The 24,036-nt window shown below is 32.9% G+C and carries 24 protein-coding genes; 20 read left to right on the top strand and 4 right to left on the bottom strand.

Annotated elements, in window-relative coordinates:
* Positions 1–30: 30 nt before the first annotated feature.
* From C8N41_RS13345 to C8N41_RS17075, 14 genes are all read left to right on the top strand, one after another.
* Positions 31–669, top strand: a complete 639-nt coding sequence (locus C8N41_RS13345; RefSeq protein WP_092443251.1) for a peroxiredoxin — start codon at positions 31–33, stop codon at positions 667–669.
* A gap of 88 nt (positions 670–757) precedes the next feature.
* Entirely contained in the window at positions 758–1,066 is a 309-nt protein-coding gene (locus C8N41_RS13340) for a thioredoxin family protein (RefSeq protein WP_115839823.1), read from the top strand.
* Positions 1,067–1,154: 88 nt separating this feature from the next.
* Entirely contained in the window at positions 1,155–1,412 is a 258-nt protein-coding gene (locus C8N41_RS13335) for a DUF6952 family protein (protein ID WP_092443256.1), read from the top strand.
* Between the two features lie 292 nt (positions 1,413–1,704).
* Entirely contained in the window at positions 1,705–2,649 is a 945-nt protein-coding gene (locus tag C8N41_RS13330; RefSeq protein ID WP_115839637.1) for a DUF6438 domain-containing protein, read from the top strand.
* A 189-nt stretch (positions 2,650–2,838) separates the two neighbouring features.
* Positions 2,839–3,609 (top strand): hypothetical protein, encoded by a 771-nt coding sequence (locus C8N41_RS13325; protein ID WP_115839636.1) that lies wholly within the window; start codon positions 2,839–2,841, stop codon positions 3,607–3,609.
* A gap of 137 nt (positions 3,610–3,746) precedes the next feature.
* Positions 3,747–4,781 (top strand): hypothetical protein, encoded by a 1,035-nt coding sequence (locus C8N41_RS13320; protein ID WP_170137130.1) that lies wholly within the window; start codon positions 3,747–3,749, stop codon positions 4,779–4,781.
* A gap of 220 nt (positions 4,782–5,001) precedes the next feature.
* Positions 5,002–5,460, top strand: coding sequence for a hypothetical protein (locus tag C8N41_RS16825; RefSeq protein WP_147298967.1), 459 nt, complete (start codon positions 5,002–5,004; stop codon positions 5,458–5,460).
* A 162-nt stretch (positions 5,461–5,622) separates the two neighbouring features.
* Positions 5,623–6,423 (top strand): hypothetical protein, encoded by an 801-nt coding sequence (locus C8N41_RS13310; RefSeq protein ID WP_115839634.1) that lies wholly within the window; start codon positions 5,623–5,625, stop codon positions 6,421–6,423.
* A 188-nt stretch (positions 6,424–6,611) separates the two neighbouring features.
* Positions 6,612–7,004: a lipocalin family protein gene (locus C8N41_RS13305; RefSeq protein ID WP_115839633.1), complete on the top strand. Its 393-nt coding sequence runs from the start codon at positions 6,612–6,614 to the stop codon at positions 7,002–7,004.
* Positions 7,005–7,344: 340 nt separating this feature from the next.
* Positions 7,345–7,851 (top strand): hypothetical protein, encoded by a 507-nt coding sequence (locus C8N41_RS13300; protein ID WP_115839632.1) that lies wholly within the window; start codon positions 7,345–7,347, stop codon positions 7,849–7,851.
* A 184-nt stretch (positions 7,852–8,035) separates the two neighbouring features.
* Positions 8,036–9,037 carry a lipoate--protein ligase gene (locus C8N41_RS13295; protein ID WP_115839631.1) on the top strand — a complete coding sequence of 334 codons (1,002 nt, stop codon included), beginning with the start codon at positions 8,036–8,038 and terminating at the stop codon, positions 9,035–9,037.
* 50 nt (positions 9,038–9,087) lie between these two features.
* On the top strand, positions 9,088–10,224 hold the full coding sequence (locus tag C8N41_RS13290; protein WP_115839630.1) for a tetratricopeptide repeat protein: 1,137 nt from the start codon (positions 9,088–9,090) through the stop codon (positions 10,222–10,224).
* Positions 10,225–10,283: 59 nt separating this feature from the next.
* A complete protein-coding gene (locus C8N41_RS13285; RefSeq protein WP_115839629.1) occupies positions 10,284–10,751 on the top strand; it encodes a DinB family protein in 468 nt (155 codons plus the stop codon).
* A gap of 9 nt (positions 10,752–10,760) precedes the next feature.
* On the top strand, positions 10,761–11,543 hold the full coding sequence (locus tag C8N41_RS17075) for a hypothetical protein (protein ID WP_211318206.1): 783 nt from the start codon (positions 10,761–10,763) through the stop codon (positions 11,541–11,543).
* Between the two features lie 8 nt (positions 11,544–11,551).
* Here the strand turns inward: C8N41_RS17075 and trhA are convergent, their stop codons facing one another.
* The 4 genes from trhA to C8N41_RS13260 all read right to left on the bottom strand — a co-directional run bounded on the left by trhA (position 11,552) and on the right by C8N41_RS13260 (position 17,649).
* Complete coding sequence (trhA, locus tag C8N41_RS13275) at positions 11,552–12,178, bottom strand: PAQR family membrane homeostasis protein TrhA (RefSeq protein ID WP_115839628.1); 627 nt, start codon at positions 12,176–12,178, stop codon at positions 11,552–11,554.
* Positions 12,179–12,181: 3 nt separating this feature from the next.
* Complete coding sequence (locus C8N41_RS13270) at positions 12,182–12,871, bottom strand: DUF4294 domain-containing protein (protein ID WP_115839627.1); 690 nt, start codon at positions 12,869–12,871, stop codon at positions 12,182–12,184.
* Positions 12,872–13,086: 215 nt separating this feature from the next.
* Complete coding sequence (locus C8N41_RS13265) at positions 13,087–16,734, bottom strand: ABC transporter permease/M1 family aminopeptidase (protein ID WP_115839626.1); 3,648 nt, start codon at positions 16,732–16,734, stop codon at positions 13,087–13,089.
* Positions 16,735–16,758: 24 nt separating this feature from the next.
* Complete coding sequence (locus C8N41_RS13260) at positions 16,759–17,649, bottom strand: ABC transporter ATP-binding protein (RefSeq protein WP_115839625.1); 891 nt, start codon at positions 17,647–17,649, stop codon at positions 16,759–16,761.
* A 222-nt stretch (positions 17,650–17,871) separates the two neighbouring features.
* Between C8N41_RS13260 and C8N41_RS13255 the strand changes: the two genes are divergently transcribed.
* From C8N41_RS13255 to C8N41_RS13230, 6 genes are all read left to right on the top strand, one after another.
* Positions 17,872–18,960: a M42 family metallopeptidase gene (locus C8N41_RS13255; RefSeq protein ID WP_092443287.1), complete on the top strand. Its 1,089-nt coding sequence runs from the start codon at positions 17,872–17,874 to the stop codon at positions 18,958–18,960.
* Between the two features lie 79 nt (positions 18,961–19,039).
* On the top strand, positions 19,040–19,597 hold the full coding sequence (locus C8N41_RS13250; RefSeq protein ID WP_115839624.1) for an NUDIX hydrolase: 558 nt from the start codon (positions 19,040–19,042) through the stop codon (positions 19,595–19,597).
* Complete coding sequence (locus C8N41_RS13245) at positions 19,594–20,271, top strand: PrsW family intramembrane metalloprotease (RefSeq protein ID WP_115839623.1); 678 nt, start codon at positions 19,594–19,596, stop codon at positions 20,269–20,271. The genes C8N41_RS13250 and C8N41_RS13245 overlap by 4 nt, the downstream gene beginning before the upstream one ends.
* Before the next feature lie 83 nt (positions 20,272–20,354).
* Positions 20,355–20,831 (top strand): acetyl-CoA carboxylase biotin carboxyl carrier protein subunit, encoded by a 477-nt coding sequence (locus tag C8N41_RS13240; RefSeq protein WP_115839622.1) that lies wholly within the window; start codon positions 20,355–20,357, stop codon positions 20,829–20,831.
* A gap of 109 nt (positions 20,832–20,940) precedes the next feature.
* Entirely contained in the window at positions 20,941–22,380 is a 1,440-nt protein-coding gene (gene accC, locus C8N41_RS13235) for an acetyl-CoA carboxylase biotin carboxylase subunit (protein ID WP_115839621.1), read from the top strand.
* Between the two features lie 62 nt (positions 22,381–22,442).
* On the top strand, positions 22,443–23,984 hold the full coding sequence (locus C8N41_RS13230; protein ID WP_092443298.1) for an acyl-CoA carboxylase subunit beta: 1,542 nt from the start codon (positions 22,443–22,445) through the stop codon (positions 23,982–23,984).
* Positions 23,985–24,036 lie beyond the last annotated feature (52 nt).

Genomic DNA, 24,036 nt, shown 5'->3' with positions numbered 1-24,036 from the left:
TTAATACTCAATTTAAAACTATAAAAAAACATGGCATTAGTAGGAAGACAATTTCCAGATTTAAACGTAAACGCAATGAATGAGATGGGCGACACTTTTACAGTGAACGTTCTAGAAGAAGCAAAAAACAACAATAAGAAAGTGGTGTTATTTTGGTACCCAAAAGATTTCACTTTCGTTTGTCCAACAGAATTACATGCTTTCCAAGCTGCTTTAGGTGAATTCGAAAAAAGAAACACTGTAGTGATTGGTGCTTCTTGTGATACAGCCGAAGTACACTTTGCATGGTTAAGTACTGCAAAAGACAATGGTGGTATTGAAGGTGTAACATACCCATTGTTAGCAGATTCTAACCGTAACTTAGCTTCAGCTTTAGGTATCTTAGATATCTTTAACGAGCAATTTGATGAAGAAACAGGCTTAATGACGGTAGAAGGTGATAACGTAACCTACAGAGCAACTTACATCATTGATGAAGAAGGTACAATTCAGCACGAAAGTGTAAACAACATGCCATTAGGTAGAAATGTAAACGAATACTTAAGAATCATTGATGCCTTAACACACGTACAAGAAAAAGGAGAAGTGTGTCCTGCAAACTGGGAAGAAGGTAAAGAAGCTATGCAAGCCAATGCTAAAGGTACTGCTGCTTATTTAGCAACGCACTAAGAACTTTAGTCATTGCGAGCAAAACGCAATCTCAATTAAACCTGACAGGTTTCAAAAATCTGTCAGGTCTATAAAAAAAATGAAAACTATGATACAAGAATTAGAGCAAGATAACCTACAAGAGATCATTAATGGTAACGACACTGTAATCGTACAGTATTCTGCCACATGGTGCGGTAATTGTCGCATTATGAAGCCAAAATTCAAGAAATTATCCACAGCACACGAAGGTGCAACGTTTGTGATCGCTGATGCTGAAAAATTTCCTGAGAGTAGAAAATTAGCAACGGTAGATAATTTACCAACCTTTGCGACATTCAAAAACGGTGAATTTAAAGGTCAGGTACAAACTAATAAGTTTGATGTTTTAAAAGAATTGGTTGACGACGCTGTATAACACAAGTCTATCAGGTTAAGCAAAATACAACAAAAGTGATACGTTAAGCGCAGTCGAAACCTCTTTATAACACAAAACACCATTAGCAATGAAATTACCCGTAATTAAACACCTAACGCAATTCATTGAAGACAATGACGAAGATTATATCATTGAAACCATTGAAACCTTAGAAGCGTTAACAGAAGTACCATCGCTTAAAGATGAAGAACTCGATGTTATTGGAGAGTTAATCTCTAATATGTATGGTGCCATTGAAGTGAACAAAATGATAAAGGAAGGCACACCTAAAAAAGAAGCCGTTAACGGATTTATGAAACGCGTTTTAGGCTCTATTGACAAATAATAGAAAAAGAAAAATTACCAATTTAAAAAAACCACTGAGTGAAAGCTTGGTGGTTTTTGCGTTTTAAACCGTTTTATTTTGCTTTTACGGTTTACCGTAAGTTATTTAGGAGAGAAGGTTTTAACTTGGCTTATACAAAACAAATCTGTACGTAACTTTACGTATAGATTTTGTAAGAAAAAGAGTTAACTTCGTAGCAAATGACTTTAAACACATATCCTACCTTTCTTTAACTTGGTTAAGTTGTGGGATATGAGTGATAGAAGTTATGATATAACGAGTTGCCAGTAATATGAAAAACACAATCGTCATTGGAATTTTATTGCTAAACTTAAACTTTATGTTTGGGCAAACTATTGACGAACTGAATTCAAATAAGAAAGTTGCTAAATTTTTAGAAAAGGAAATCAATAAAAAATATACTTTCAAAGAAGTATTTGACAAAGAAGTTGAGGCAGATGACGAAGATTTTGAATACTTTGTAAAGAAAACTGATTTAGATAACAATGGTTTTACCGACTTAGTTGTAAATGCGTATGTACCTTTAATTATTGTTCTTAACAACGGAGATAAAGATTTTAAAGAATTAAATTTCAGAAACACAAAGTTCTTTTCTGACAACGAACCAGAATTAGACTCAATCGCAGAAATAGGAAATGAAAAAGTGTTGATTTTCGAAACGGAAATCCAAGAATTTGATGACGAAGAATATCCGAACATAAAAATTAAAAAAAATCAAGAAGCCTTATCATATAATAGTAAAACGAAAGAATCTGAATGGACAATCAGAGATGTGAAATATAAAGTTGATAGTTTAACAGTAAAATTTGGCGAGCTTGTAGAATATAAGAATATTAAACCTAAAGTTAATAGAATTAAAGAATTATATTTCTCAACAACTGGGTGTTTTGGGAGTTGCCCAATTTTTGATATAAAATTAGATTCAGAAAGGAATTTAGAATATAACGGTAAAAAATTTACAAATCATTCTGGGCTGAAAAGTTTTAGGTTAAACCAAACTGATTATGATAATGTAATCGGATTAATTGAATATGCCGAACTTAAAAAATTAAAAAGCTTTTATTCAGTAAATTGGACTGATGACCAAACAGGAATATTAAAGGTCATTTACGAAAATGGAGAAGTCAAGGAAATCCAAGATTATGGTTTGCAAGGAACAATAAATTTAAAAGCGATTTATAAAAAATTGTTTGAAATAAATAAAAATGTGAAATAAATACTACTGGCAACAATGGCTATAAGTAATTGCTTGTTCTCGCCTACTTCTGAAAATCCTCGCGGATTTTCAGTTTGGTGTGTACTTGCAAAGTTTAGTGCTAACCCACGCAACTACTCATAGCCGAGACCGCTGTATGCAATTTGACGAAAATCAAAATTTAATTAAACAATTTAAAATTAATCAATTATGAAAAATCAAAAATCATTAATCATTCTTTTAAGCTTATCAATATTTACATTGAGTTGTAGTGAAGATTCTGTTACAGATGAATTTGATAATGCAAATGGAAATGTTCAAGAAAAATTAATAGAATCTATTTCTATTATTTCAGCCCAAGATTCTCAAGAAAATAAAAACATTTCGTTATCATATACATCGGATGGATTATTAAACACTATATCAGATGGTGTTGAAACCAGCATTTTTGTTTATGATGATAATGATAACCTATCTAATATTACTGGAGGAGGAAATGACAATCTAAATATTGAAGAATTATATGAATCACCTTATGACGCATTTGAAACTGGAGAAGTTATTCAATATGATGACAATGGTAACCCAAAAGAAATAGAGTTTTATGAAGAAGAGTATGACTACAATACTGACTCATATTATACAAAAATTTATACAGCAGAAATTTCATACGATAATACACATAACCCCTATTTTTATACTTTAGAAGCAGGCGGAATTATTGAAGTATTGGATGATGTTCAATTAAATTTCAGTTTGAATCCGCAAATTCCCGAAATTGTTCAAGCAAGATTACTTTTTCCTGTAAATAACCCTTCTCAACTTATTTATAAAAATGAAGAAGGAGAAATTATTCATACAATAAATGTGAATTATTCTTATGATAATGAAAATTATCCAACATCAGCAACAGTAACTGCTGTATCGGTTCAAGATTCTGAACAAAGTACTTATTCTGCAATATATCAATATGTAGACTAAAAAACTGTTTACAACACGGTGTATAATTCATTGCTAGTTATAGCCTACTTACGAAAGTCATCGCGGACATTCTATCTGTGATTTATTTGCTAAAGTCAGTGCTTAACCGAAAAACAGTAATTTAAAACCCGTAACTGATGGTTATACGAGACCATTGTAACACATTTAACCAAAATCCTATGAAAAACATTTTAAAATTTATGTTCGTTTTTTTAATCGCAAGTTGTTCCGAAAGCGATGACACATCTTCTAGTCAAGATCCAGAAAATCCAGCGCAAGAGTCAAAACTATTAGCTTTCAAAAAACCTGAAAATTCTACTAGCTCTATTCCGACAGAATTAATTGAATTGAATAAGACTAACGGTGCTGAAACATTTTTATCAAACATCGATAATGTTGAGTCTTTTAGCAGTACAGTATATGATGAAAATGATAATGTGATTTTTGCGATTTCTGACAGAGAAAATCAAAACGGAGATTACGTAAGTCAATTAGTTAGGATTGAGCTAAGCGATAATAGTGTAACAACATTTCAATTAGAAAATGTACAAGTTTATTCTATAATCTTAGCTGATAATAATAGACTTCTGGCATTTAAAAAACCTGAAAATGCAGATGCTTCAATACCAACGAAATTAATCGAATTAAACAAATCTAATGGATCAGAAACATTTTTAACAAACATTGATAATGTTGAATCTTTTAGCAGTACAGTATATGATGAAAATGATAATGTGATTTTTGCGATTTCTGACAGAGAAGATCAAAACGGAGATTACGTAAGCCAATTAGTTAGGATTGAGCTAAGCGATAATAATGTAACAACATTTCAATTAGAAAATGTACAAGTTTATTCTATAATCTTAGCTGATAATAATAGACTGCTTGCATTCAAAAAACCTGAAAACTCAGACGCTTCTATTCCAACGAAATTAATTGAATTGGATAAATCCAACGGAACAGAAACGGTCGTATCGGACATCACTAATGTAGACTCTTTCAGTAGCACTACATATGATGCTATTGAGAATTTAATTTTCGCAATTTCGGATAGAGAAGATCAAAATGGGGATTATGTTAGCGAGTTAGTAAGAATAGAGCTTGATACTAATAATGTAACAAAATTTCCATTAGAGAACGTTCAAGTTTATAACATAGCCCTAGCAAAATAAACGTGTTATAACAATATATTAACCTTATAGCTTGTTAGTTAGCTAATCGAAGTTAAGGTGTATTTGCTAGTCCGCCAAATTTTTTAATTTGGCTTATTGGGAAAAAAGATAATAAGAAAAATTAAAAAATTTGGCTCGTGCTTCATCCATAAATAATTTCATAATTTTCACGCTACGAGCCATATACAGGGACGTTGTAAGTAATTTAAAAACAAACTAAATGAATAGAAAAATTAAACTCTTTACCTTATTAATTGTGACTGTTTTGTCGACAAATATTTTGAAAGCACAAACAACGACTGAAGAAATTACAACTGAATTTTTTAAAACTTATGAAAAGTCTCCTCAAAAAGCGGTTGATTATGTTTTCGAAACAAATAAATGGATGATAGACCGAAATAAAGACAGAATTGAAAATGTCAAAACACAATTGACAAGCTTTCTTGGATTAGTTGGAGATTATTATGGGTACGAAAAGGTTACGGAAAAAAGCGTTGGAGAGAGTTATAAACTTGTGAGTTATATGATTAAATATGACAGACAACCTGTTCGATTTACATTTGTTTTCTATAAGCCAAAAGACAAGTGGCAAGTTCAGAATTTCCAATATGATGACAATTTAGATGATGAATTGGAGGAATCTGGAAAAGTATATCGACTGAAAGAAAATTGGGAATAAAGACTACTTACAACAATGGCTATAAGTAATTGCTTGTTCTCGCCTACTTCTGAAAATCCTCGCGGGTTTTCAGTTTGATGTGTACTTGCAAAGTTGAGTACTAACCCACGCAACTATTCTTATACGAGACCGTTACAAACAATTTAAACCAAATTTTACGCAATGAAAAAACTGAATTTACTACTTGGAATTTTAATCGGAATAACTATTTTATCTTGTTCATCTGATGATGGTAATAATGATAATCCGAATGAAAGCAATTTAAAAAGAATAAAATCACTTCAAATAATGGAAAATGGAAGCCTTGTAAGGCAGTATGATTTTGAATATGAAAATGAAAGACTTGCATCGCTTACAGAAGTTGGTGATGAGCGAATAGTTTTTTCATATTCAGATGATAGAATTATTTTGGCCGAAGAATTTAATTTTACGGGTTCTGAATACAACCAACTTGACGAAACAACTACTTACACATTTGAAAATGGTCTATTGGTTTCAGATTTAGAAGAATTTATTCAAGGAGATGGCAATAGGCACCAATATGATTTTAATTCTAATAAACAGATAACCGAATACGCTTTTTTTCAATGTCCAAACAATTTAAATGACTGTACACCAGCTGGGAGCAGGATTTTCGAATATGGTACGAACAATAATATCATAACAGAAACTCAAACCGATACTAATTCTAACATTGTATTCTCTACGGAATACAGTAACTATGATGACAAAAACCATCCTTTTGCTGGAATAGATATTGAAACGCGAAGACTTTTTTGGAATTACTTTCAAAGTATGAATTTTAATAATTATAGTATGTTAACAAGGTTTGACTCTAACGGAACAGAAACTGGAAGCTCTTCTTTCACTTTTACGTACGATAATGATGACTTTCCGACCGAAATGATTGAAACCAATAATACAACTAATGAACAGACAGTTTATATCTTCATTTATGAATAAAAACTGTTTGTAACACCGTGCATAAAGTATTGCTAGTTCTAGCCTACTTTCGAAAATCCTAAGGGTTTTTCTATTGGGATTATATTTGCTAACTTTAGTGCTTAACCACGCAACTAATCTTATACAAAACCGTTGTGTACAATTTAACCAGAAACTAAACATATATTGAAATTTAATTAAAAAAGTAAATGAAAAAAAGTTATTTATTTTTAGCCTTAATGATTACATTATTAGTCTGTTCAGCTTGCTCGAGCGATGATGATAATTCAAATAATGAAAATAGTCTTATAATTGCCATTTGGTCAGAAAATCGTTATAAAGCCAATGATTTTAATAATCAGGATTGGTACAATTTAACTGAACCAATAACTTTAGAATTTCAATCTAACGGAAATTTTATAGATAAGTATGATGGCGTTGTTGAAGGGAATGGAACGTGGACAATTTCGGGTAATAATCTAACAATGGATTGGAGTGATGAAATACAGCAAAGAGAGATCCTTATTCTGAATGAAACTACTCTTCAATTAAAAGAAACTTTCGAAAATGGTGATTGGGAAATTTATGAATACGTAAAGTAGAAATATTGAGTCTATAAATTCAATATTTTTGAAATAATTAGAAAAGAACAAACGGCACACAACACTGTGTATAATTAACTACTATTTTAACAAAAAAAAAACATAAAGAACCACTATTGCTTTGTTTTCCTGATTATCCTTATCACGGTACTCAAGGTTTTGTAAAGATAGAGCATGTTCACTTTGACTACCATGCACAGAAGAAAGCACATGAGGTGTTTGAGGTATTATCAAGGTTTAAAATAAAAACGGATTATTAAACCACCAATAAATCATTGCTTATAATTGAAACTACGTATAGCTAAGACCATTAAGCACAATTTAAAAGCAGAACATAAAATTGAAAAACAGAATATCGTTTTTATTTTTAGTTGGATGTATAACTTTCGGATTTTGCCAAAGTGAATACGATAAAAAATATGGACATTATGAATCGTTGAATTTAGGAGTTGGTTATAGTTATAGTTTTAGTGATTCTAACAAAAAGGATTTTCATCTTCTCTACATAGGTCTTAACAAAACTAATTATGGTGGAAGACACGGAGGAGGATATCAATACGGAATTGGAACTGAAATTGGCCTGAATACCAAAAAATTTACAATCGGACCAAAAATAAGCGGAACTTTTTACTTTCAATTTATTGCTATCGGAACAGAATTAATCACGTATACAGATTTTGATCAGTGGACTTTAAGACTTGTACCATTTATAGGAATCGGAAGTGAAAAACTTAAATTAACTATAAACCCACAAGTCATTCTAACAAACAAAAATTTCCAACCCGTTAATAAAAGCCTTTTAAATTTATCAGTAAATTTAAGTTTGGACAGAAAAAAAGTGAGGTAAAACCCAACTCGCAAAGTTAAAATTAAAAATAACCTATACCCTATTTATAGTAGCTTTAAAGACAATTTATCATTCAACGCATCACAACAATAAGTACACACTACACACATAAATAAACCCAATCTAAGTCGCCTTCACCATTTCAAATTCTTATCTTTGTCTTATACCAAACACGCGCTATTTTATGATTTTTATTGATAATGAAGGCCACACTAATCCTAAATTAAATTTAGCTTTAGAAGAATATGCCTTAAGACATTTTGATGCTTCTACAGATTATTTATTATTTTATATAAATGCGCCATCTATTATAATTGGGCGCAACCAAAACACCTTAGAAGAGATTAACCAAGACTATACAGAAGCCAATAATATCCATGTGGTAAGACGTATTTCTGGTGGTGGAGCTGTCTATCACGACTTAGGAAACTTAAATTTTAGTTTTATTACCAACCACGACGGCAAAAGTATTAGCAACTTTAAAAAATTTACAGCACCTGTTATTAAAGTCTTAAATGATATGGGAGTGGCTGCAGAACTTAAAGGCCGAAATGATATTTTGGTAGATGAGAAGAAAATTTCGGGAACCGCGCAATTTTCAACAGGAAAACGAATGATTAGTCATGGCACTTTATTGTTTGATACAGACATGAGCGAGGTGGTGAAAGCACTTCAGGTTAAAATGAGCAAAATTCAATCTAAAGGTCATAAATCGGTACGAAGTCGTGTGGCAAATATCAGCGATTTTTTAACGTCACCTATTTCAATGGCAGATTTTAAAAAGCAATTACTCACAGGATTATATGAAGCTAGTGAACCTTTTGAAACCTATAAATTAACGGAAGCGGAATGGAAAGCTGTTCATGATTTAAAAGCTGAAAAATATGATTTATGGGAGTGGAATTTTGGACGTTCCCCTAAATTCAATATCCAACGCAACAAACGTTTTCCTATAGGTGAAATTGATTTAAGGATTTTTGTTGAAAAAGGACATATTTCAGATTTTAAAGTTTTTGGCGATTTCTTTGGAAGACAACCCATTTCTGATCTCGAAACTTTACTTATTAATGTTCCTTATGATAAAAATGAAATTAATAAAGTACTAGAAGATGTTTCCATTGAAGATTATTTTGGTACTTTAGAAAAGTCCGATTTTATCAATCTTGTTTATGGGAATGACGAATAAAGACGTGCATAACTCTGCTTTAAAAAATTATCATATTATTACATCGAATTATGAAAAAAATTCTATTCACCATAACCATTTGCCTTTTTCACTTTAGTTATTATGCTCAAGATCAATTAGCGACCGAATTAGAAGTTGCTTTAAACGAAGAACAATACGATAAAATCATTGGCGAACACGCTGATAAAGCAAATGACTATTCTGCCAAAGCCATTTATTACATTGGTATGGCGTATTATATGAAAGCTGATGATGATAATGTGCTTAAATTAATGGATTTATCCATCCAAAAAGACAGCACTGATCCAGATGCTTATTTTATAAAAGGAATGACCTATAATTATATGGGACAGTTCGATAACGCTATCTCATCCTTTAATAAAGCTATTGCGTTAAATTCTAATGACTCTAATTATTATAGCGGTTTAGGTGATGCATTTATTAGTCAAGATAAGTTAGACCAAGCGCTTTCAGCTTATACCACTGCAACCGAAAAGCACAAACCTATTGAAAGACCGTTTACAATGATTCCTCAAATCTATGCAGAACTGAATCAGCCTGATAAAGCATTAGACGCTTTTTACAAATCGAAAGACATGATTTCCATTGAATCTGATTCGTACATCATTGCACTTTATAACATTGGACTCTATGAATTTTTAAAAAAAGAGTACACAAAGTCTGAAATTGCCTATAAAGAATTGCTTGAAAGGGTTCCGAACGATTATGGATCTTATGCCAAATTAATTCAAGTTTACTACGGCCAAAAGGAGTACGATAAAGCAGTACCACTTAAAGAAAAATTATATATAGCATATAACGAAGGGAAGTTAAAAGATTCATTAAAAACCCAGTTTTGTTTTGACCAGTTTGAATGGAATGGTAAGTTAATCTTTGTTTACGAACGATTTGAAGAGAACGAAGGAGAATTATATTATAAACATATATTCTACGTTACAAATGATAAAGGTGAAACTGAATTTACCATTCAAACTGAAAATTCGCCCATCTCTATAGAACTTGGAGGCTCAAAGTATGTCCTTGGTATGGACAAAAATGGAACACATTCTACATTTAGATATGGATTTGAAGAGGATTTTGATTATGACGATTTAAAAAAGACCGTTATTCTTGTACTTGAAGAAAAGATAAAAGCAGGAGCTAGTTCAAGAAAAAGCAAGAATTAACAGCAGCCCACACATTTTTTATAGATTTATACGCAACAAAAACTCACTACTTTAAAAAAATGCCAACCTCAAAACAACTCGCCACACAAGTACACCAGGTTTATTTTGGTGGTAATTGGACAGAGGTTAATGTAAAAGCTACCGTTTCTAATATTAATTGGAATACAGCGATTAAAAAGATAGAAGGTTTCAATACTATTTTGGCGCTCACCTATCATATTCACTATTTCACCAAAGTGCAACTTAGAGTTTTAGAAGACGGCCAACTTATTGGAAATGATAGCGAAAGTTATAAGCACCCAAATATTTCATCACAAAACGAATGGGAAACACTTCAAAAAACCATGTGGAATGAGGCTGAACGCTTTACTAAAATACTATCAAAATTAGCAGACACTACATTAGACAGTCCTTTTACAGATAAAAAATATGGTACTTACACATCTAATATTTTAGGTCTCATTGAACATACCCATTACCATCTTGGACAAATAATAATTCTAAATAAATTACTTTTAAAGCCTTAAACCAAAAAAATGACTGAATCAATAAATACGACAAAAGACTTAAAATTTTACTCACAAAAATCTATAGGAATCGCAACGTTTATTGGTGGTCCGATGGCAGCTGGCTATTTAATTAAAGAAAACTACAAAGCTTTAAATGAAAATGACAAAGGAAAAACAGCCTTAATCATTTCAATTCTAGCAACAATTGCAATTTTTGGAACCCTTTTTCTTATTCCTGAAACGATAATAGATAAGACTCCAAATATGTTAATTCCAGCAGTTTACACAGGAATTATCTACCTTATCGTAAATAAAATTCACGGTACAATACTCGATACACATGAAGCACATAACAACGCATTTTACTCAGGTTGGAAAGCAGCAGGTATTGGTCTAATTTCACTAATTGTTTTAGCAGCCATTATTGTTGCTTCTATCTTCTTAATTCCTGATGAAGCATATGATGCCTATGATGCTGAAATGGAACAATTCACAAAAAATGAAGAAGCATCATTAGTATTTTACGAACACCTCAATACGGAAGACAATCTATCGCTTTTAAATGAAATTAATGCCATTGCCATTCCTAAATGGAAAGAAAATATAGAAATCATCCATAGAAGCAACAGCATTGAAGGCTTACCGTCTGAACTTTTAGAACAAAATAAAAAACTACTTAAATACTCAAAATTAAGAATAGAAGCTTTTGAATTATTTAGAAAATTAATTATCAATGATTCTGAAGCTTATGATACTGAACTCAATAGAGTGCATGCAGAAATTGAGGCTGTAATTGAGTCCTTAAATTAATTTGTAGTTTAAATAACATACAAATAGACCATAAAGAAATGGCAAATGGCACCACCTAAAACAAATATATGCCAAATAACATGATTATAAGGCAGGCGCTGCAATGCGTAGAAAATTATACCTATGGTATAAAATAATCCACCTGCAAACAACCACAGAATACCATCTGGCCCTAAAGCTTCTGAGACGTTAGAAAAATCAAAAACAATTAGCCAGCCCATAACTAAGTACAACAAAGTAGAAAACACCTCAAAACGACCAGTAAAAAAGAGTTTTAAAACCACACCAAATGCCGCAATGCCCCAAACCGTCCAAAATAATGGCCAGCCCAAACTTTGAGTAAGCAACATTAGTAAAACAGGTGTGTAAGTCCCAGCAATAAGGAGGTAAATGCTTACATGATCTACAATTCTAAAATAATGTTTGCGTTTCTCCCCTTCTACCGCATGATAAAATGTAGATGCCAGAAATAAAATTATTATAGAGAGTCCATAAACAATAACACTAAATAAACTCCAAGGTTTTGCACTATCGGCATTTATAATAAGTAGAATTAAGGCAACTACTCCGAGAACAGCTCCAAATCCATGTGTCCATGCATTTAGTTGTTCTTCTAATTTAGTTTGAATACGCATAATTTAGTCTTTAGAATTTGTGGCACTATCTACTTTAGACCATTTATTGAGACTTTCATAAAAATCAATTTCAAAAGCAGGTTCTTGTCGCTCTAACTGTTCGTTTTGAAAAGCACGCTGTAAAATATCTTCAATTAAATAATCTTCTTCTTCGTCTATAGGACTAAATTCTTTTTTTAACGAAATATCAAATAAACGCGCTGTGCTATTAAACCAAAAGGCGCGCCAACCACTTCTTAATTCTTTAATGAGATTAAAAGTGGTTTCGCCAGTTTGCCTATGAATAAGTTTTACCAAAATCTGTCCTTCCGTTTTTGTCAGTTTCTTGAGTTCGGCAGAAAACTCATCTTCAATATATCGTTGAATAATCTTAGCATATCGCTTTTTATCACGCTTTCGCTCCAAACCATCTAAACGCTCTTGTAAAGATTCTAATCGTTCGGCAGCTAACTTTGCATAAGGGTAGACTTTTAAGGTTTTTCGTCTTAAAATAATATAACGAATACGTGCCTTTCTATCTTTAAATTTTAGGTTAGGTAATACTAAAACTTCTTTTAATTCTACTGAGGTGACAGGAACAGAATCTCCTTCGATATACATATAATGTAATGCGGTAGAATCTTGTTTTACAGGATCCTCTTGTGCATAGAACACCACTGAAAAAAACAATGCCAAATAAGTAATATACTTCATGTTATAAGCTTATGCTAAAATCATTCCAAAGTTACCGTCTTAATAATTTCAAAATTAATAATATTTAAAGTCTATAACCCTAAATTCTTATTAATATTATGAAGGAAATCTTAAAGTTTTCAGCGTTTAGTTTGAAGCACTTTATAACAACAAAAAGACCTTTCAAATATTGGGCATCTGAAAGGTCTCATTTTACTTAACTCATAAAGCTGAGTTTATAGTTTCTGACGGTTATCGCCAGAAACTCTATCAATAAGTTTATTATAAGGGTCTACTCCTACTTCTGTTGGTTTCTCTTTAACAATAATCGAAATCTTATTATCGATACTTGTTATTTTATGTTTCTTTAAGTAGAGTTCCTTTTCTTTCATTTTCCCATCAACTTCACTTTCTGTAAAGACTCCGATATCAATATAATCTTGAAGTGGTAAGGACAAAATAGGTTTGTCTTTACCATCTGGTAAATAAGAAATTGAATCGCTTCCTACTTCTGAAAACAATTGTTTTCCTTTTTCGTCATTTCTAAATTTACTCACATCAAATTCTATATCTACCTTGTACGTGCCATCGTCTAATGGAGTAGATTGAACGGCTTTAATTTTATTGTCGTAAACCGTTATGGTTTCAAACATGTCTTTAATAACATATTGCAAACTATCTGGTGTTACAGCTTTAATATGATTTACCATATCTATAGATGTGGTATAAGGTGGCTCTTGAAATTTTACTTTTTCAACATACGTTTTTAAAGCACCATTTAATACGTCTTCACCTATATAATCGCTTAGTGCATAAAACACCAATGATCCTTTTTGGTAGCGAATATAACCTTGTCCGTCGTTATACATCAGTGGTTTCTCTCGTTTACGCTCAAAAGTTCTACTAATTAAATAATCGTCTAAGGACTTTCGTAAAAACTTACGCATTTGTTGTTTTCCCAATTCTTTTTCGAGAACTTTTAACGCCACATATTCTGATAAACTTTCAGACAGCATTGTTGCTCCCATAACATCAGCACCTATAACCTGGTGTGCCCACCATTGATGCGCTACTTCGTGTACTGTAATAGCATAGGTATAGTCTATACCGCCTTCTTCGCTATCATCTACTTCGGCAATAAACCCAGTATCTCCACCAAACGGAATAGTATTAGGAAAAGACTGTGCGAAACCACCACTAGGAAATTCTACAATACGCAATTGTCTGTGTTGATATGGACTAAAATTCTCGCTATTGTATTCTAAAGAAGCTTTCATGCCTGCCATCATTCGATCTAAGTTATACTCATGACCTTCGTGATAATAAATTTCTAAACTGACATCCTTCCATTTATCTTTTTTCACTTTATAGTTGGCAGAATTAAAAGCGTAGAAATTTAAGATTTTACTATCCATTTTATAATGGAAATAGCGTCTACCATCTTCAACCCATTCCTTTTGAAGATATCCTGGTGCAATGGCAATTTGATCTTCACTGGTACTTACTGTGGCTTCAAAATCTATCCAATCACTATCTTTTGAAATATAAGTATTTCCTAATGCTGTTGAATCTGAAGGCATAGGTTTTAGCTTGTTTGGAGGCAAATCATATTTAGCACGTGTTTTATCGTCTGTAAGTTCTCCTCCGTTATAACCTAAGTTTGGAAACAACTGAAAATTATTAATAAATGTTCCATTTTCAATGATAGGTGAATTAGAAACTAAAAAGGTATTTGGTTTATTTTTTACCGTAAAATCTAGTGTCATAGTATCACCAGGCAGCATTGGCTCTTTTAGTCTATAAATATCAAAATTGTAAAGGGTATCTTCTAACACCAAGGTGTTTTCGCGATTCAACTTAAACGTACTCGGATAATCATTATGATTTAGAAAAATACTATCGATTGCAGTATTTGTTTTATTAATCATGGTGTATTCACCACGCGATTCAAAATTACGCTCATCAATAAACAAATCCACGTTAACTTTTACTCCAACAATTCGTGGTTGTGCATAGTTTTGGTACTTTTTATAGGTTTTTTCCCATTCCACAGTCATTTCTTCAACCTCTTTAGAAGAGTAACGATCATTATTAATATTAGTCGCTTTAAAAATGGTATAACCCATAGTTAAGAATCCACCTAATAGCACTACAAACAAAATGGCTATCGGAGTTTTAAAACGTGATTTTGCAATGGATAAGCGTTCTCTAAAAGAATGTGGTAATCCGCGTACCCAAAACAAAGCTGCCACTAACATTAATACTAAACCACCAAGTAACCAGTAAAACTTATATGTTAAATACTGAGCTAGTGAATCTCCATAACCATTCATATCATTATAGCCAAAACCAGGACCTTCGTTGTATTTAAACACAGCTTGTTCTACACCTGCTAAGCTTAGTAAAGGAATCCCAATAGAGATAACAATAAGAACAAACAGACCTAAATAAAGATTTCTAATCACAGTTTGAATCATTAGCGCTAAAAATGCCCAAATCACATAATTAATCAGTTTTAATCCAAAAAGTTCTTTGATATACAATCCTATTTCTATATCAAAATATCCCTTATAAATTTGAAACAAAATACCTGCTACCATAATTACAGTAAGCAATAGCATCTGCATCTTTACAATGGCTATAAACTTAGATAAAAATAGAGACCAGTTTGGTATTGGTGTAACATCTTCAATACTATTTACGTTAGCGATTTTACTTCTATTTACCAATAAACCAGCATACAAAAATGTACAAATATTAATGGCAATAACAAATGCTCCTCCACCTCTAAGCATTCTCCATGTCATTGGATATGTTGTGGTACCATAAGGATTTCCAACGTCTGCTAAAGCAATTAATACTATAATTAGTCCTACTAAAACAATACTAATAAAAGGCCAACTTTTAATGATGTATTTAAACTCTACATTAGAAATTTTCCAAGTTGCTTTTAAGTTCTGAATAAAAGAATAATCATGCTTTACCTTTGGCAAATTAATTTTAGTAATACCTCCAAAATTACGTTTAGTAGACCGTTGTCCTTTTTGTTTTTTAAAGAACGAAATCGTCATCGCATTTTGACTAAACGTAAAAAACTTAAAGACCAAACCAAATACTAAACTAGCAACTCCTAACCAAATTAATCGGTTATAAAGTATCACTTCTTTAATTGGAATATGTAGTTCGTTTTGTTCGTAAGCCGTCCAATAGCGTGTATAATAGCTCGTCGCTGATGCTCCAAACGGATCTAACAACGCAGCTAAATAACGACTATCTGGATCGGACAATAAACTTTCCGTAACTCCTTGAACAAATAATAATAAAATAACTGTTATAAAGCCGGCTGCAATGTTGCGACTAAACGTCACCACCGCAAAAACTATGGCTCCAAACAATAAAATATTTGGTAAAATAAATAGCCAATACGCATTAAAATAGGATTTAAAATCAAACGCCATCACCAATTCTGAATTGGTACCTGGTAATCTAAAACCGATAAACATACCGACTCCTATCACTAAAACGATTAGCGTAACCACGGTAATAGCACTAAAAAATTTGGCAAATAAGTAATTGGCTTTAGTAAATGGATAAGAATATAAAATGGAATGCATTTCACTTTTAAAATCCCTATTTATTGCCGCTCCAATTATCGAAGGAAACAAAAAGAAAATAAAAATAGTTAAGCCGCTAAAAAGATTACTTACACCAATTGGTGAATTTACAATTCTAGCAGAGCTTGTAGTGGCTGTAATACTATCGAAAATACCAGCTGTAGTCGCTGCCATAAATAAGGATAGCATAAAGAAAATAGCCATATAAATATAAGTCGCAGGTCGTTTTAACCAGTACTTTAATTCATAAAAAAATATTGTAGAAAACATAGTGTTCTTTTTTTAAATTTAGAATTAAACAGCAGTTACTGGTTCGTCTTGTTTTAGTGCAATAAAGTACACATCATCTAACTGTGGTTCTACCGACTTAAATTCGTCATTAGGTTGCGTATCGCTAAACACCCTTATATTAAGCGAATTATCTTCGTTGTAATTAGAAGAGAGCAAGTTGTATTGCGCTTCATGTGTTTCTAAATCATCTCTATCAATAATTTTCGTCCAAATACGACCTTGTAATTCTTGCCTAGCTTGAGATGGAGTCGCTTGTTTTAATATGCGTCCTCCATTTAAGATGGCCATATCGTTACAGAGCTCTTTTACATCTTCAACAATATGTGTCGAAAAAATTACGGTACAATTTGTACCCACTTCCCTTAAAACATTAAGAAAACGATGACGTTCTGCTGGGTCTAAACCTGCTGTAGGTTCATCAACAATGATTAATTTGGGATTGTTTAATAATAACTGTGCAATACCAAAACGCTGCTTCATTCCACCAGAATAACCAGCCACATATTTCTTTCTCATTTCATACAGATTGGTAATATCGAGTACCTCTTTTACCAACGCTTGTCTTTCGGTTTTAGAACTAATACCTTTTAACGTTGCAAAATAATCTAACAACGCTTCTGCAGACATTTTTGGATAGACACCAAAAGATTGTGGTAAGTAACCTAAGACCTTACGTAATGCCATTTTGTCTTCTAACACATTGATATCACCAAATGTAATAGAACCTGAATCCGGACTCTGTAAAGTAGCGATGGTACGCATTAAAGACGATTTACCTGCGCCGTTAGGTCCCAAAAGACCAAACATACCTGTTCCGATTTCAAGGTTGAGATTATCGATGGCTTTCACCCCATTTTTGTATGTTTTGGTAAGGTTAGTTATAACTAGTTTCATGTGTTTAGATTTATTAATTTTATAATGATCGCAACCAACAAACCATTCCTAATTGATATGATTATCAAATGTTTTGGAAGGGATGTTTCATCGTATTCACTTTAGGTTTAACAATGTTGTTGTATAAGTGTAAAAATAGTAGAATTTGTTACAAAAAATTTTCAAAAGCGATTAAAAGCTTAGGAAATCCTTTTATTTTTACAAAAATTCAAAATATTTATTATGGCTTCAAAAAGCATACTCAATAAAAAATCACTCGATTTCCTAGAAAAATATTTAAATAACGCCTCACCTACAGGTTATGAATGGGAAGGTCAAAAAATCTGGATGGATTACTTAAAACCCTATGCAGATGAATTTATTACAGACACTTACGGTTCTGCCGTGGCTGTTATAAATCCGGATGCTAAATACAAGGTCGTTATAGAAGGCCATGCCGATGAAATTTCTTGGTATGTAAACTATATTTCTGATAATGGATTAATTTACGTAATTAGAAATGGTGGTAGTGATCATCAGATTGCTCCAAGTAAAGTTGTAAATATCCATACCAAAAACGGTATCGTTAAAGGTGTTTTTGGTTGGCCAGCAATTCATACTAGAAGTAAAGCCAAAGAGCAAGCTCCTAAACCAGATAATATCACAATTGATATCGGAGCAAAAGATAAAGAAGAAGTTGAAAAAATGGGAGTTCACGTGGGTTGTGTTATAACTTATCCAGACGAATTTCATATTCTAAACAACGACAAATTTGTTTGCAGAGCTTTAGATAACAGAATGGGAGGCTTCATGATTGCTGAAGTAGCGCGTTTATTGAAAGAAAACAAGAAAACGTTACCATTTGGACTTTATATTACCAATTCCGTACAAGAAGAAATAGGTTTGCGTGGTGCCGAAATGATTACACAGACCATTAAACCAAACGTTGCCATTGTCACTGACGTTACTCACGATACTACGACACCAATGATTGAGCAGAAAACACAAGGTTATGCTGAAATTGGAAAAGGTCCGGTTGTTGCCTATGCACCTGCAGTACAACAAAAATTACGCGATTTAATTACAGATACAGCTGAAGAAAAGGACATCCCTTTTCAACGTGCAGCTTTATCTAGAGCTACTGGTACAGATACAGATGCCTTTGCCTATAGCAATGGAGGTGTCGCTTCTGCACTTATCTCTTTACCGTTACGCTATATGCATACCACAGTAGAAATGGTTCATAGAGACGATGTTGAAAATGTAATTAAGTTAATTTATGAAACCTTATTGAAAATTGAAGACGGTGAAACGTTTAGTTATTTTAAATAACTAGCTAAGCTAGATTTAGCAAAATAATAATTTTAAAGACCTCAAAGATTTCCAAAACCTCTGAGGTCTTCTTACAACTATGGACGAACTATTAGATATTGTTACAAAACAAGGTCAACCGACAGGGAAAACAGCTTTAAAATCAGAAGCACATGCTAAAGGGTTGTACCATAACACCATTCATTTATGGTTGTACACCTTTAACGGTGAAATTCTTTTACAACAGCGCTCTCATAAAAAAGTTATTTACCCTTTACTTTGGGATGTTTCTGTAGCTGGACACATTGATGCTGGCGAAACTTTTATTGAAGCCGCTTTACGTGAAACTGAAGAGGAAATTGGACTGAAACTTGACGCAAATAGCTTACAACATATTGGTGTATTTCTTCATGAAACATCCTATAACAACGGTAAAATTCAGGATAACGAATTTCATCAGGTTTTTATAGCCGAATTAAAAATCCCTTTAGATCAACTTACTATTCAAGAAGAGGAAGTTGAAGCTGTAAAATTGGTGTCTATTCAAGAGTTTGAGGATTTATTAACTCATAGTGAAACCAATAGTCATTTTGTGACTAGTAATTCTGATTATTATAAATTCATTATAGAATCTATCAAAAAAGAACATCATTTATGAATTTAATCCTACTAGCCATAGCTCCAATTTGTGCCATACTCCTTTATATTTACATTCAAGATAAATATGAGAAAGAACCTAGAGGGTTATTGATTATTAATTTTTTATTAGGCGCAATAGTAAGTATCATCATTGTCTTAATTTTATATCTATTTACCGGAAAATTTATTCCTCTTACTGATGAATTCAGTGTAATGCAACAATTTATTCAAGCCTTTATTGTCGTAGCGTTGTCCGAGGAATTCAGCAAATACATCATTGTAAAATATTTTGCACAACCCAAAAAAGCATTCAACGAACCTTACGATGGTATTATCTATGCCGTTATGGTTTCTATGGGCTTTGCTTGTACTGAAAATATAATGTATGTTATTCAAGGTGGTTATGAAACGGCCATTCTAAGAGCGTTCACTGCGGTTCCGGCTCACGCTACCTTTGGTATATTAATGGGATATTTTATGGGAAAAGCAAAGTTTTCTCAAAACCGTTTTTTACTCAATATGGCTGGCCTATTTTTAGCTGTACTGTTCCATGGAGCTTATGACTTTTTCCTATTTATCAACTTTATTCCAGGTATCTCAATAGGTGCATTTGTGTCTTTAATTTTAGGAATCGTATTATCCCGAAAGGCCATTAAACGTCATCAAGAGAATTCATTCTTCAAATCTTTATAGGATTCATAAAATAAACCTTATAAATTTCATATTTTGCAGTTGATTTAAGGATTAAATAACAATCACGTAAAAAACTCAATTTTATGTATAAAATAAAAGTGAATACTAACAGTACTTTCGAGGTTACGAAAGAAAGTTTAGAACCCCTAGATGTTGTAGAGACCTCTCATCATCATTATCATATTTTACAAGACAACACACCTATAAAAGCTAAAATTTTAGCATCTGACTTTAATAAGAAGCGATATACCGTTAAAGTCAATAACCACACTTATGAGGTTGATATTTACGATGCTTTAGACCAACAAATTGAAGCTTTAGGTTTCGAAATTGGGGCTTCAAAACAAGTAAATGATATTAAAGCACCAATGCCTGGTTTAATCTTAGAGATTGATATAAAAGAAGGTATGGAGGTTAAAGAAAATGATACCATTCTAATTTTAGAAGCCATGAAAATGGAAAATGTATTAAAATCACCACGCGATGGTGTGATTAAATCCATCAAAGTAAATCAAGGAGAAACTGTGGATAAAAACGCCCTTTTAGTAGAGTTTGAATAGCCATTCTTGCATTTCAACTGTTCTAGATTAACCGTTATGAACACTCGAAAACCTTCAATTAAAAATAAATTCAAATTAAAAAGACATTCCGTTTTATTGGAACATTAATATGAAAAAAATACTAGTAGCAAATAGAGGAGAAATCGCCATTAGAGTGATGAGAACAGCCAAAAATATGGGTATTAAAACCGTAGCTGTATTTTCTGAAGCAGATCGTAATTCACCCCATGTAAAATATGCAGACCAAGCCGTTTGTATTGGTCCTGCCCCTTCAAACGAATCGTATTTAAGAGGAGATAAAATAATTGACGTTGCAAAATCACTGAAGGTCGATGCTATTCATCCAGGTTACGGTTTTTTAAGTGAAAATGCTGATTTTGCGGAATTATGTGAAGCCAATTCCATAACGTTTATAGGACCTCGTTCTAAAGCCATAAAAGTGATGGGAAGTAAGTTAGCGGCTAAAGAAACTGTTAAAGCATACAATATTCCAATGGTGCCTGGTACTGATGAGGCAATAACAGACATTGCTGAAGCTAAGACCATTGCTAAAGAGATCGGTTTTCCTATCTTAATTAAAGCCTCTGCTGGTGGTGGTGGCAAAGGCATGCGTATTGTTGAGAACGAAGCCGAATTTGAATCGCAAATGGACAGAGCAATTAGTGAGGCAAAGAATGCCTTCGGCGATGGTTCGGTTTTTATTGAAAAGTATGTTGCTTCACCAAGACATATAGAAATCCAAGTGATGGCAGATATGCATGGACATGTTATACATTTATTTGAGCGCGAATGCTCTGTACAACGTCGTCATCAAAAAGTAGTAGAAGAAGCTCCATCGGCAGTCTTAACACCAGAACTGAGAGAAAAAATGGGACAAGCTGCTATTAATGTTGCACGTTCTTGTGATTATATCGGAGCCGGAACAGTTGAATTCCTATTGGACGAAAATAAAAACTTCTACTTCTTAGAGATGAATACACGACTTCAAGTTGAGCATCCCGTTTCCGAATGGATTGCTGGTGTAGATTTGGTAGAATTACAAATAAAAGTTGCTCGAGGTGAACATTTAGATATAAAACAAGAGGATTTAAAAATTAATGGTCATGCGTTAGAACTTCGAGTTTACGCTGAAGATCCTATGAATGACTTTCTACCAAGCGTAGGAAATCTCGAAATTTATAAAATTCCAAAAGGTGAAAACATAAGAGTGGATAACGGTTTTGAAGAAGGCATGGATATCCCTATTTACTACGACCCAATGCTTTCAAAATTAATTACTTACGGCAAAACACGTGAAGAAGCTATTGAACTTATGATTGAGGCTATTAACGATTATCATATTCAAGGTGTTGAAACCACCTTGTCTTTTGGACGCTTTGTATTTGAACATGAAACATTTAGAAGTGGTGACTTTGACACTCATTTTGTTAAAAAATACTATTCCCCTAGCCTCATTGAAACACAAAAGCAATCTGAAGCAGAAATAGCTGCTAAAATTGCCTTAATGCGTTTCTTAGAAGATCAAAAAGTTTTACGCATACCTAATTAGTCTTCTAGAGACTAAAACATATAAATACATAAGTTAGCAATTGGAGAGAAATACAATATATAATGGATTCTAAAATAAAAATACTCAACGATAAATTAGCCTTAGCTCAATTAGGCGGTGGACAAGCCAGAATAGATAAACAACACCAAAAGAAAAAACTCACGGCAAGAGAACGTGTCATGTACCTATTAGATGAAGGTTCTTTTGAGGAAATTGGAGCCTTAGTCACGCATAGAACAAAAGATTTTGGCATGGAAAATCAACAATTTTATGGTGATGGTGTGGTTACAGGATATGGGACAGTAAATGGAAAATTAATTTATGTTTTTGCTCAAGATTTTACAGTTTTTGGAGGTTCGCTTTCAGAAACTCATGCTGAAAAAATTTGTAAAATTATGGATATGGCAGTAAATGTTGGTGCACCTATTATTGGACTAAATGATTCTGGCGGAGCACGAATTCAAGAAGGTGTTCGCTCTCTAGGAGGTTATGCCGATATTTTTTACAGAAATGTGCAAGCTTCAGGTGTTATTCCACAAATCTCTGCAATAATGGGTCCTTGTGCTGGCGGAGCAGTATATTCTCCGGCAATGACAGATTTTACCCTCATGGTTCAAGATTCGAGTTATATGTTTGTCACTGGTCCTAATGTTGTAAAAACAGTAACTAACGAAGAAGTCACCAGTGAAGAATTAGGAGGTGCAAGCGTACACTCCTCTAAATCTGGTGTGGCTCATAAAACAGCTACAAATGATGTAGAGTGTTTAGAGGACATAAAAAAACTATTGAGCTATTTGCCTCAAAGTAACAAGGAAAAAGCAGCCGATGTACCGTTTGAACTTAAAGATGAAATCAGAGATGTTCTGTCTTCTATAGTTCCAGAAAATCCAAATAAACCCTATGATATGCATAATATTATTGAGGGGATTATTGATGAAGACTCATTTTATGAAATCCATAAAGATTATGCTGAAAATATTATTGTTGGATTTGCTCGTTTAGGAGGAAAAAGTATCGGGATTGTCGCTAATCAACCTATGTTTTTAGCTGGTGTATTAGATGTTGATAGTTCCAAAAAAGCTGCGCGATTTGTACGTTTCTGTGATTGCTTTAACATTCCGTTATTAGTACTAGAAGATGTTCCAGGTTTTTTGCCAGGCACAGATCAGGAATGGAATGGTATCATTGTTAATGGTGCCAAACTATTATATGCTTTTAGTGAAGCGACAGTTCCTAGAATTACAGTAATTACCAGAAAAGCCTATGGAGGAGCTTACGATGTTATGAATTCTAAACATATTGGTGCAGATATGAACTTTGCTTGGCCTAATGCGGAAATTGCAGTTATGGGAGCAAAAGGTGCTGCTGAAATTATCTTTAAACGCGAAATCTCTGCTGCGGAAGACAAAGAAAGTAAATGGAAAGAGAAAGAAGCAGAATATGCAAAATTATTTGCCAATCCTTATAGCGCAGCTGAACGTGGGTTTGTAGATGAAGTGATTCTACCTCAAAATACAAGACGAAAATTAATAAAAGCGTTTAGTATGCTAGAAAACAAAAGCATTCAAAAACCAAATCGTAAACACGGAAATATACCGTTATAAAAAGCACTTATTTAGACTTCACCTCTACAGCACAGGTGAAGTCTAATATATC

It is taken from the genome of Winogradskyella sediminis (assembly GCF_003387355.1).
Taxonomy (GTDB): domain Bacteria; phylum Bacteroidota; class Bacteroidia; order Flavobacteriales; family Flavobacteriaceae; genus Winogradskyella; species Winogradskyella sediminis.
The sequence above is the reverse complement of the archived record's forward strand: the minus strand, read 5'-3'. Positions and strand labels throughout refer to the sequence as shown.

Bases quoted from the DNA above. Each gene is read 5' to 3' on its own strand.
- trhA (WP_115839628.1), bottom strand. From the start codon at position 12,178: ATGCGTATTCAAACTAAATTAGAAGAACAACTAAATGCATGGACACAT.
- C8N41_RS13250 (WP_115839624.1), top strand. From the start codon at position 19,040: ATGGACGAACTATTAGATATTGTTACAAAACAAGGTCAACCGACAGGG.
- C8N41_RS13340 (WP_115839823.1), top strand. From the start codon at position 758: ATGATACAAGAATTAGAGCAAGATAACCTACAAGAGATCATTAATGGT.
- C8N41_RS13330 (WP_115839637.1), top strand. From the start codon at position 1,705: ATGAAAAACACAATCGTCATTGGAATTTTATTGCTAAACTTAAACTTT.
- C8N41_RS13245 (WP_115839623.1), top strand. From the start codon at position 19,594: ATGAATTTAATCCTACTAGCCATAGCTCCAATTTGTGCCATACTCCTT.
- C8N41_RS13255 (WP_092443287.1), top strand. From the start codon at position 17,872: ATGGCTTCAAAAAGCATACTCAATAAAAAATCACTCGATTTCCTAGAA.
- C8N41_RS13270 (WP_115839627.1), bottom strand. From the start codon at position 12,871: ATGAAGTATATTACTTATTTGGCATTGTTTTTTTCAGTGGTGTTCTAT.
- C8N41_RS13290 (WP_115839630.1), top strand. From the start codon at position 9,088: ATGAAAAAAATTCTATTCACCATAACCATTTGCCTTTTTCACTTTAGT.
- C8N41_RS13335 (WP_092443256.1), top strand. From the start codon at position 1,155: ATGAAATTACCCGTAATTAAACACCTAACGCAATTCATTGAAGACAAT.
- C8N41_RS13345 (WP_092443251.1), top strand. From the start codon at position 31: ATGGCATTAGTAGGAAGACAATTTCCAGATTTAAACGTAAACGCAATG.
- C8N41_RS13260 (WP_115839625.1), bottom strand. From the start codon at position 17,649: ATGAAACTAGTTATAACTAACCTTACCAAAACATACAAAAATGGGGTG.
- accC (WP_115839621.1), top strand. From the start codon at position 20,941: ATGAAAAAAATACTAGTAGCAAATAGAGGAGAAATCGCCATTAGAGTG.
- C8N41_RS13325 (WP_115839636.1), top strand. From the start codon at position 2,839: ATGAAAAATCAAAAATCATTAATCATTCTTTTAAGCTTATCAATATTT.
- C8N41_RS13310 (WP_115839634.1), top strand. From the start codon at position 5,623: ATGAAAAAACTGAATTTACTACTTGGAATTTTAATCGGAATAACTATT.
- C8N41_RS16825 (WP_147298967.1), top strand. From the start codon at position 5,002: ATGAATAGAAAAATTAAACTCTTTACCTTATTAATTGTGACTGTTTTG.
- C8N41_RS13230 (WP_092443298.1), top strand. From the start codon at position 22,443: ATGGATTCTAAAATAAAAATACTCAACGATAAATTAGCCTTAGCTCAA.
- C8N41_RS13240 (WP_115839622.1), top strand. From the start codon at position 20,355: ATGTATAAAATAAAAGTGAATACTAACAGTACTTTCGAGGTTACGAAA.
- C8N41_RS13265 (WP_115839626.1), bottom strand. From the start codon at position 16,734: ATGTTTTCTACAATATTTTTTTATGAATTAAAGTACTGGTTAAAACGA.
- C8N41_RS13305 (WP_115839633.1), top strand. From the start codon at position 6,612: ATGAAAAAAAGTTATTTATTTTTAGCCTTAATGATTACATTATTAGTC.
- C8N41_RS13295 (WP_115839631.1), top strand. From the start codon at position 8,036: ATGATTTTTATTGATAATGAAGGCCACACTAATCCTAAATTAAATTTA.
- C8N41_RS13320 (WP_170137130.1), top strand. From the start codon at position 3,747: ATGGTTATACGAGACCATTGTAACACATTTAACCAAAATCCTATGAAA.
- C8N41_RS17075 (WP_211318206.1), top strand. From the start codon at position 10,761: ATGACTGAATCAATAAATACGACAAAAGACTTAAAATTTTACTCACAA.
- C8N41_RS13285 (WP_115839629.1), top strand. From the start codon at position 10,284: ATGCCAACCTCAAAACAACTCGCCACACAAGTACACCAGGTTTATTTT.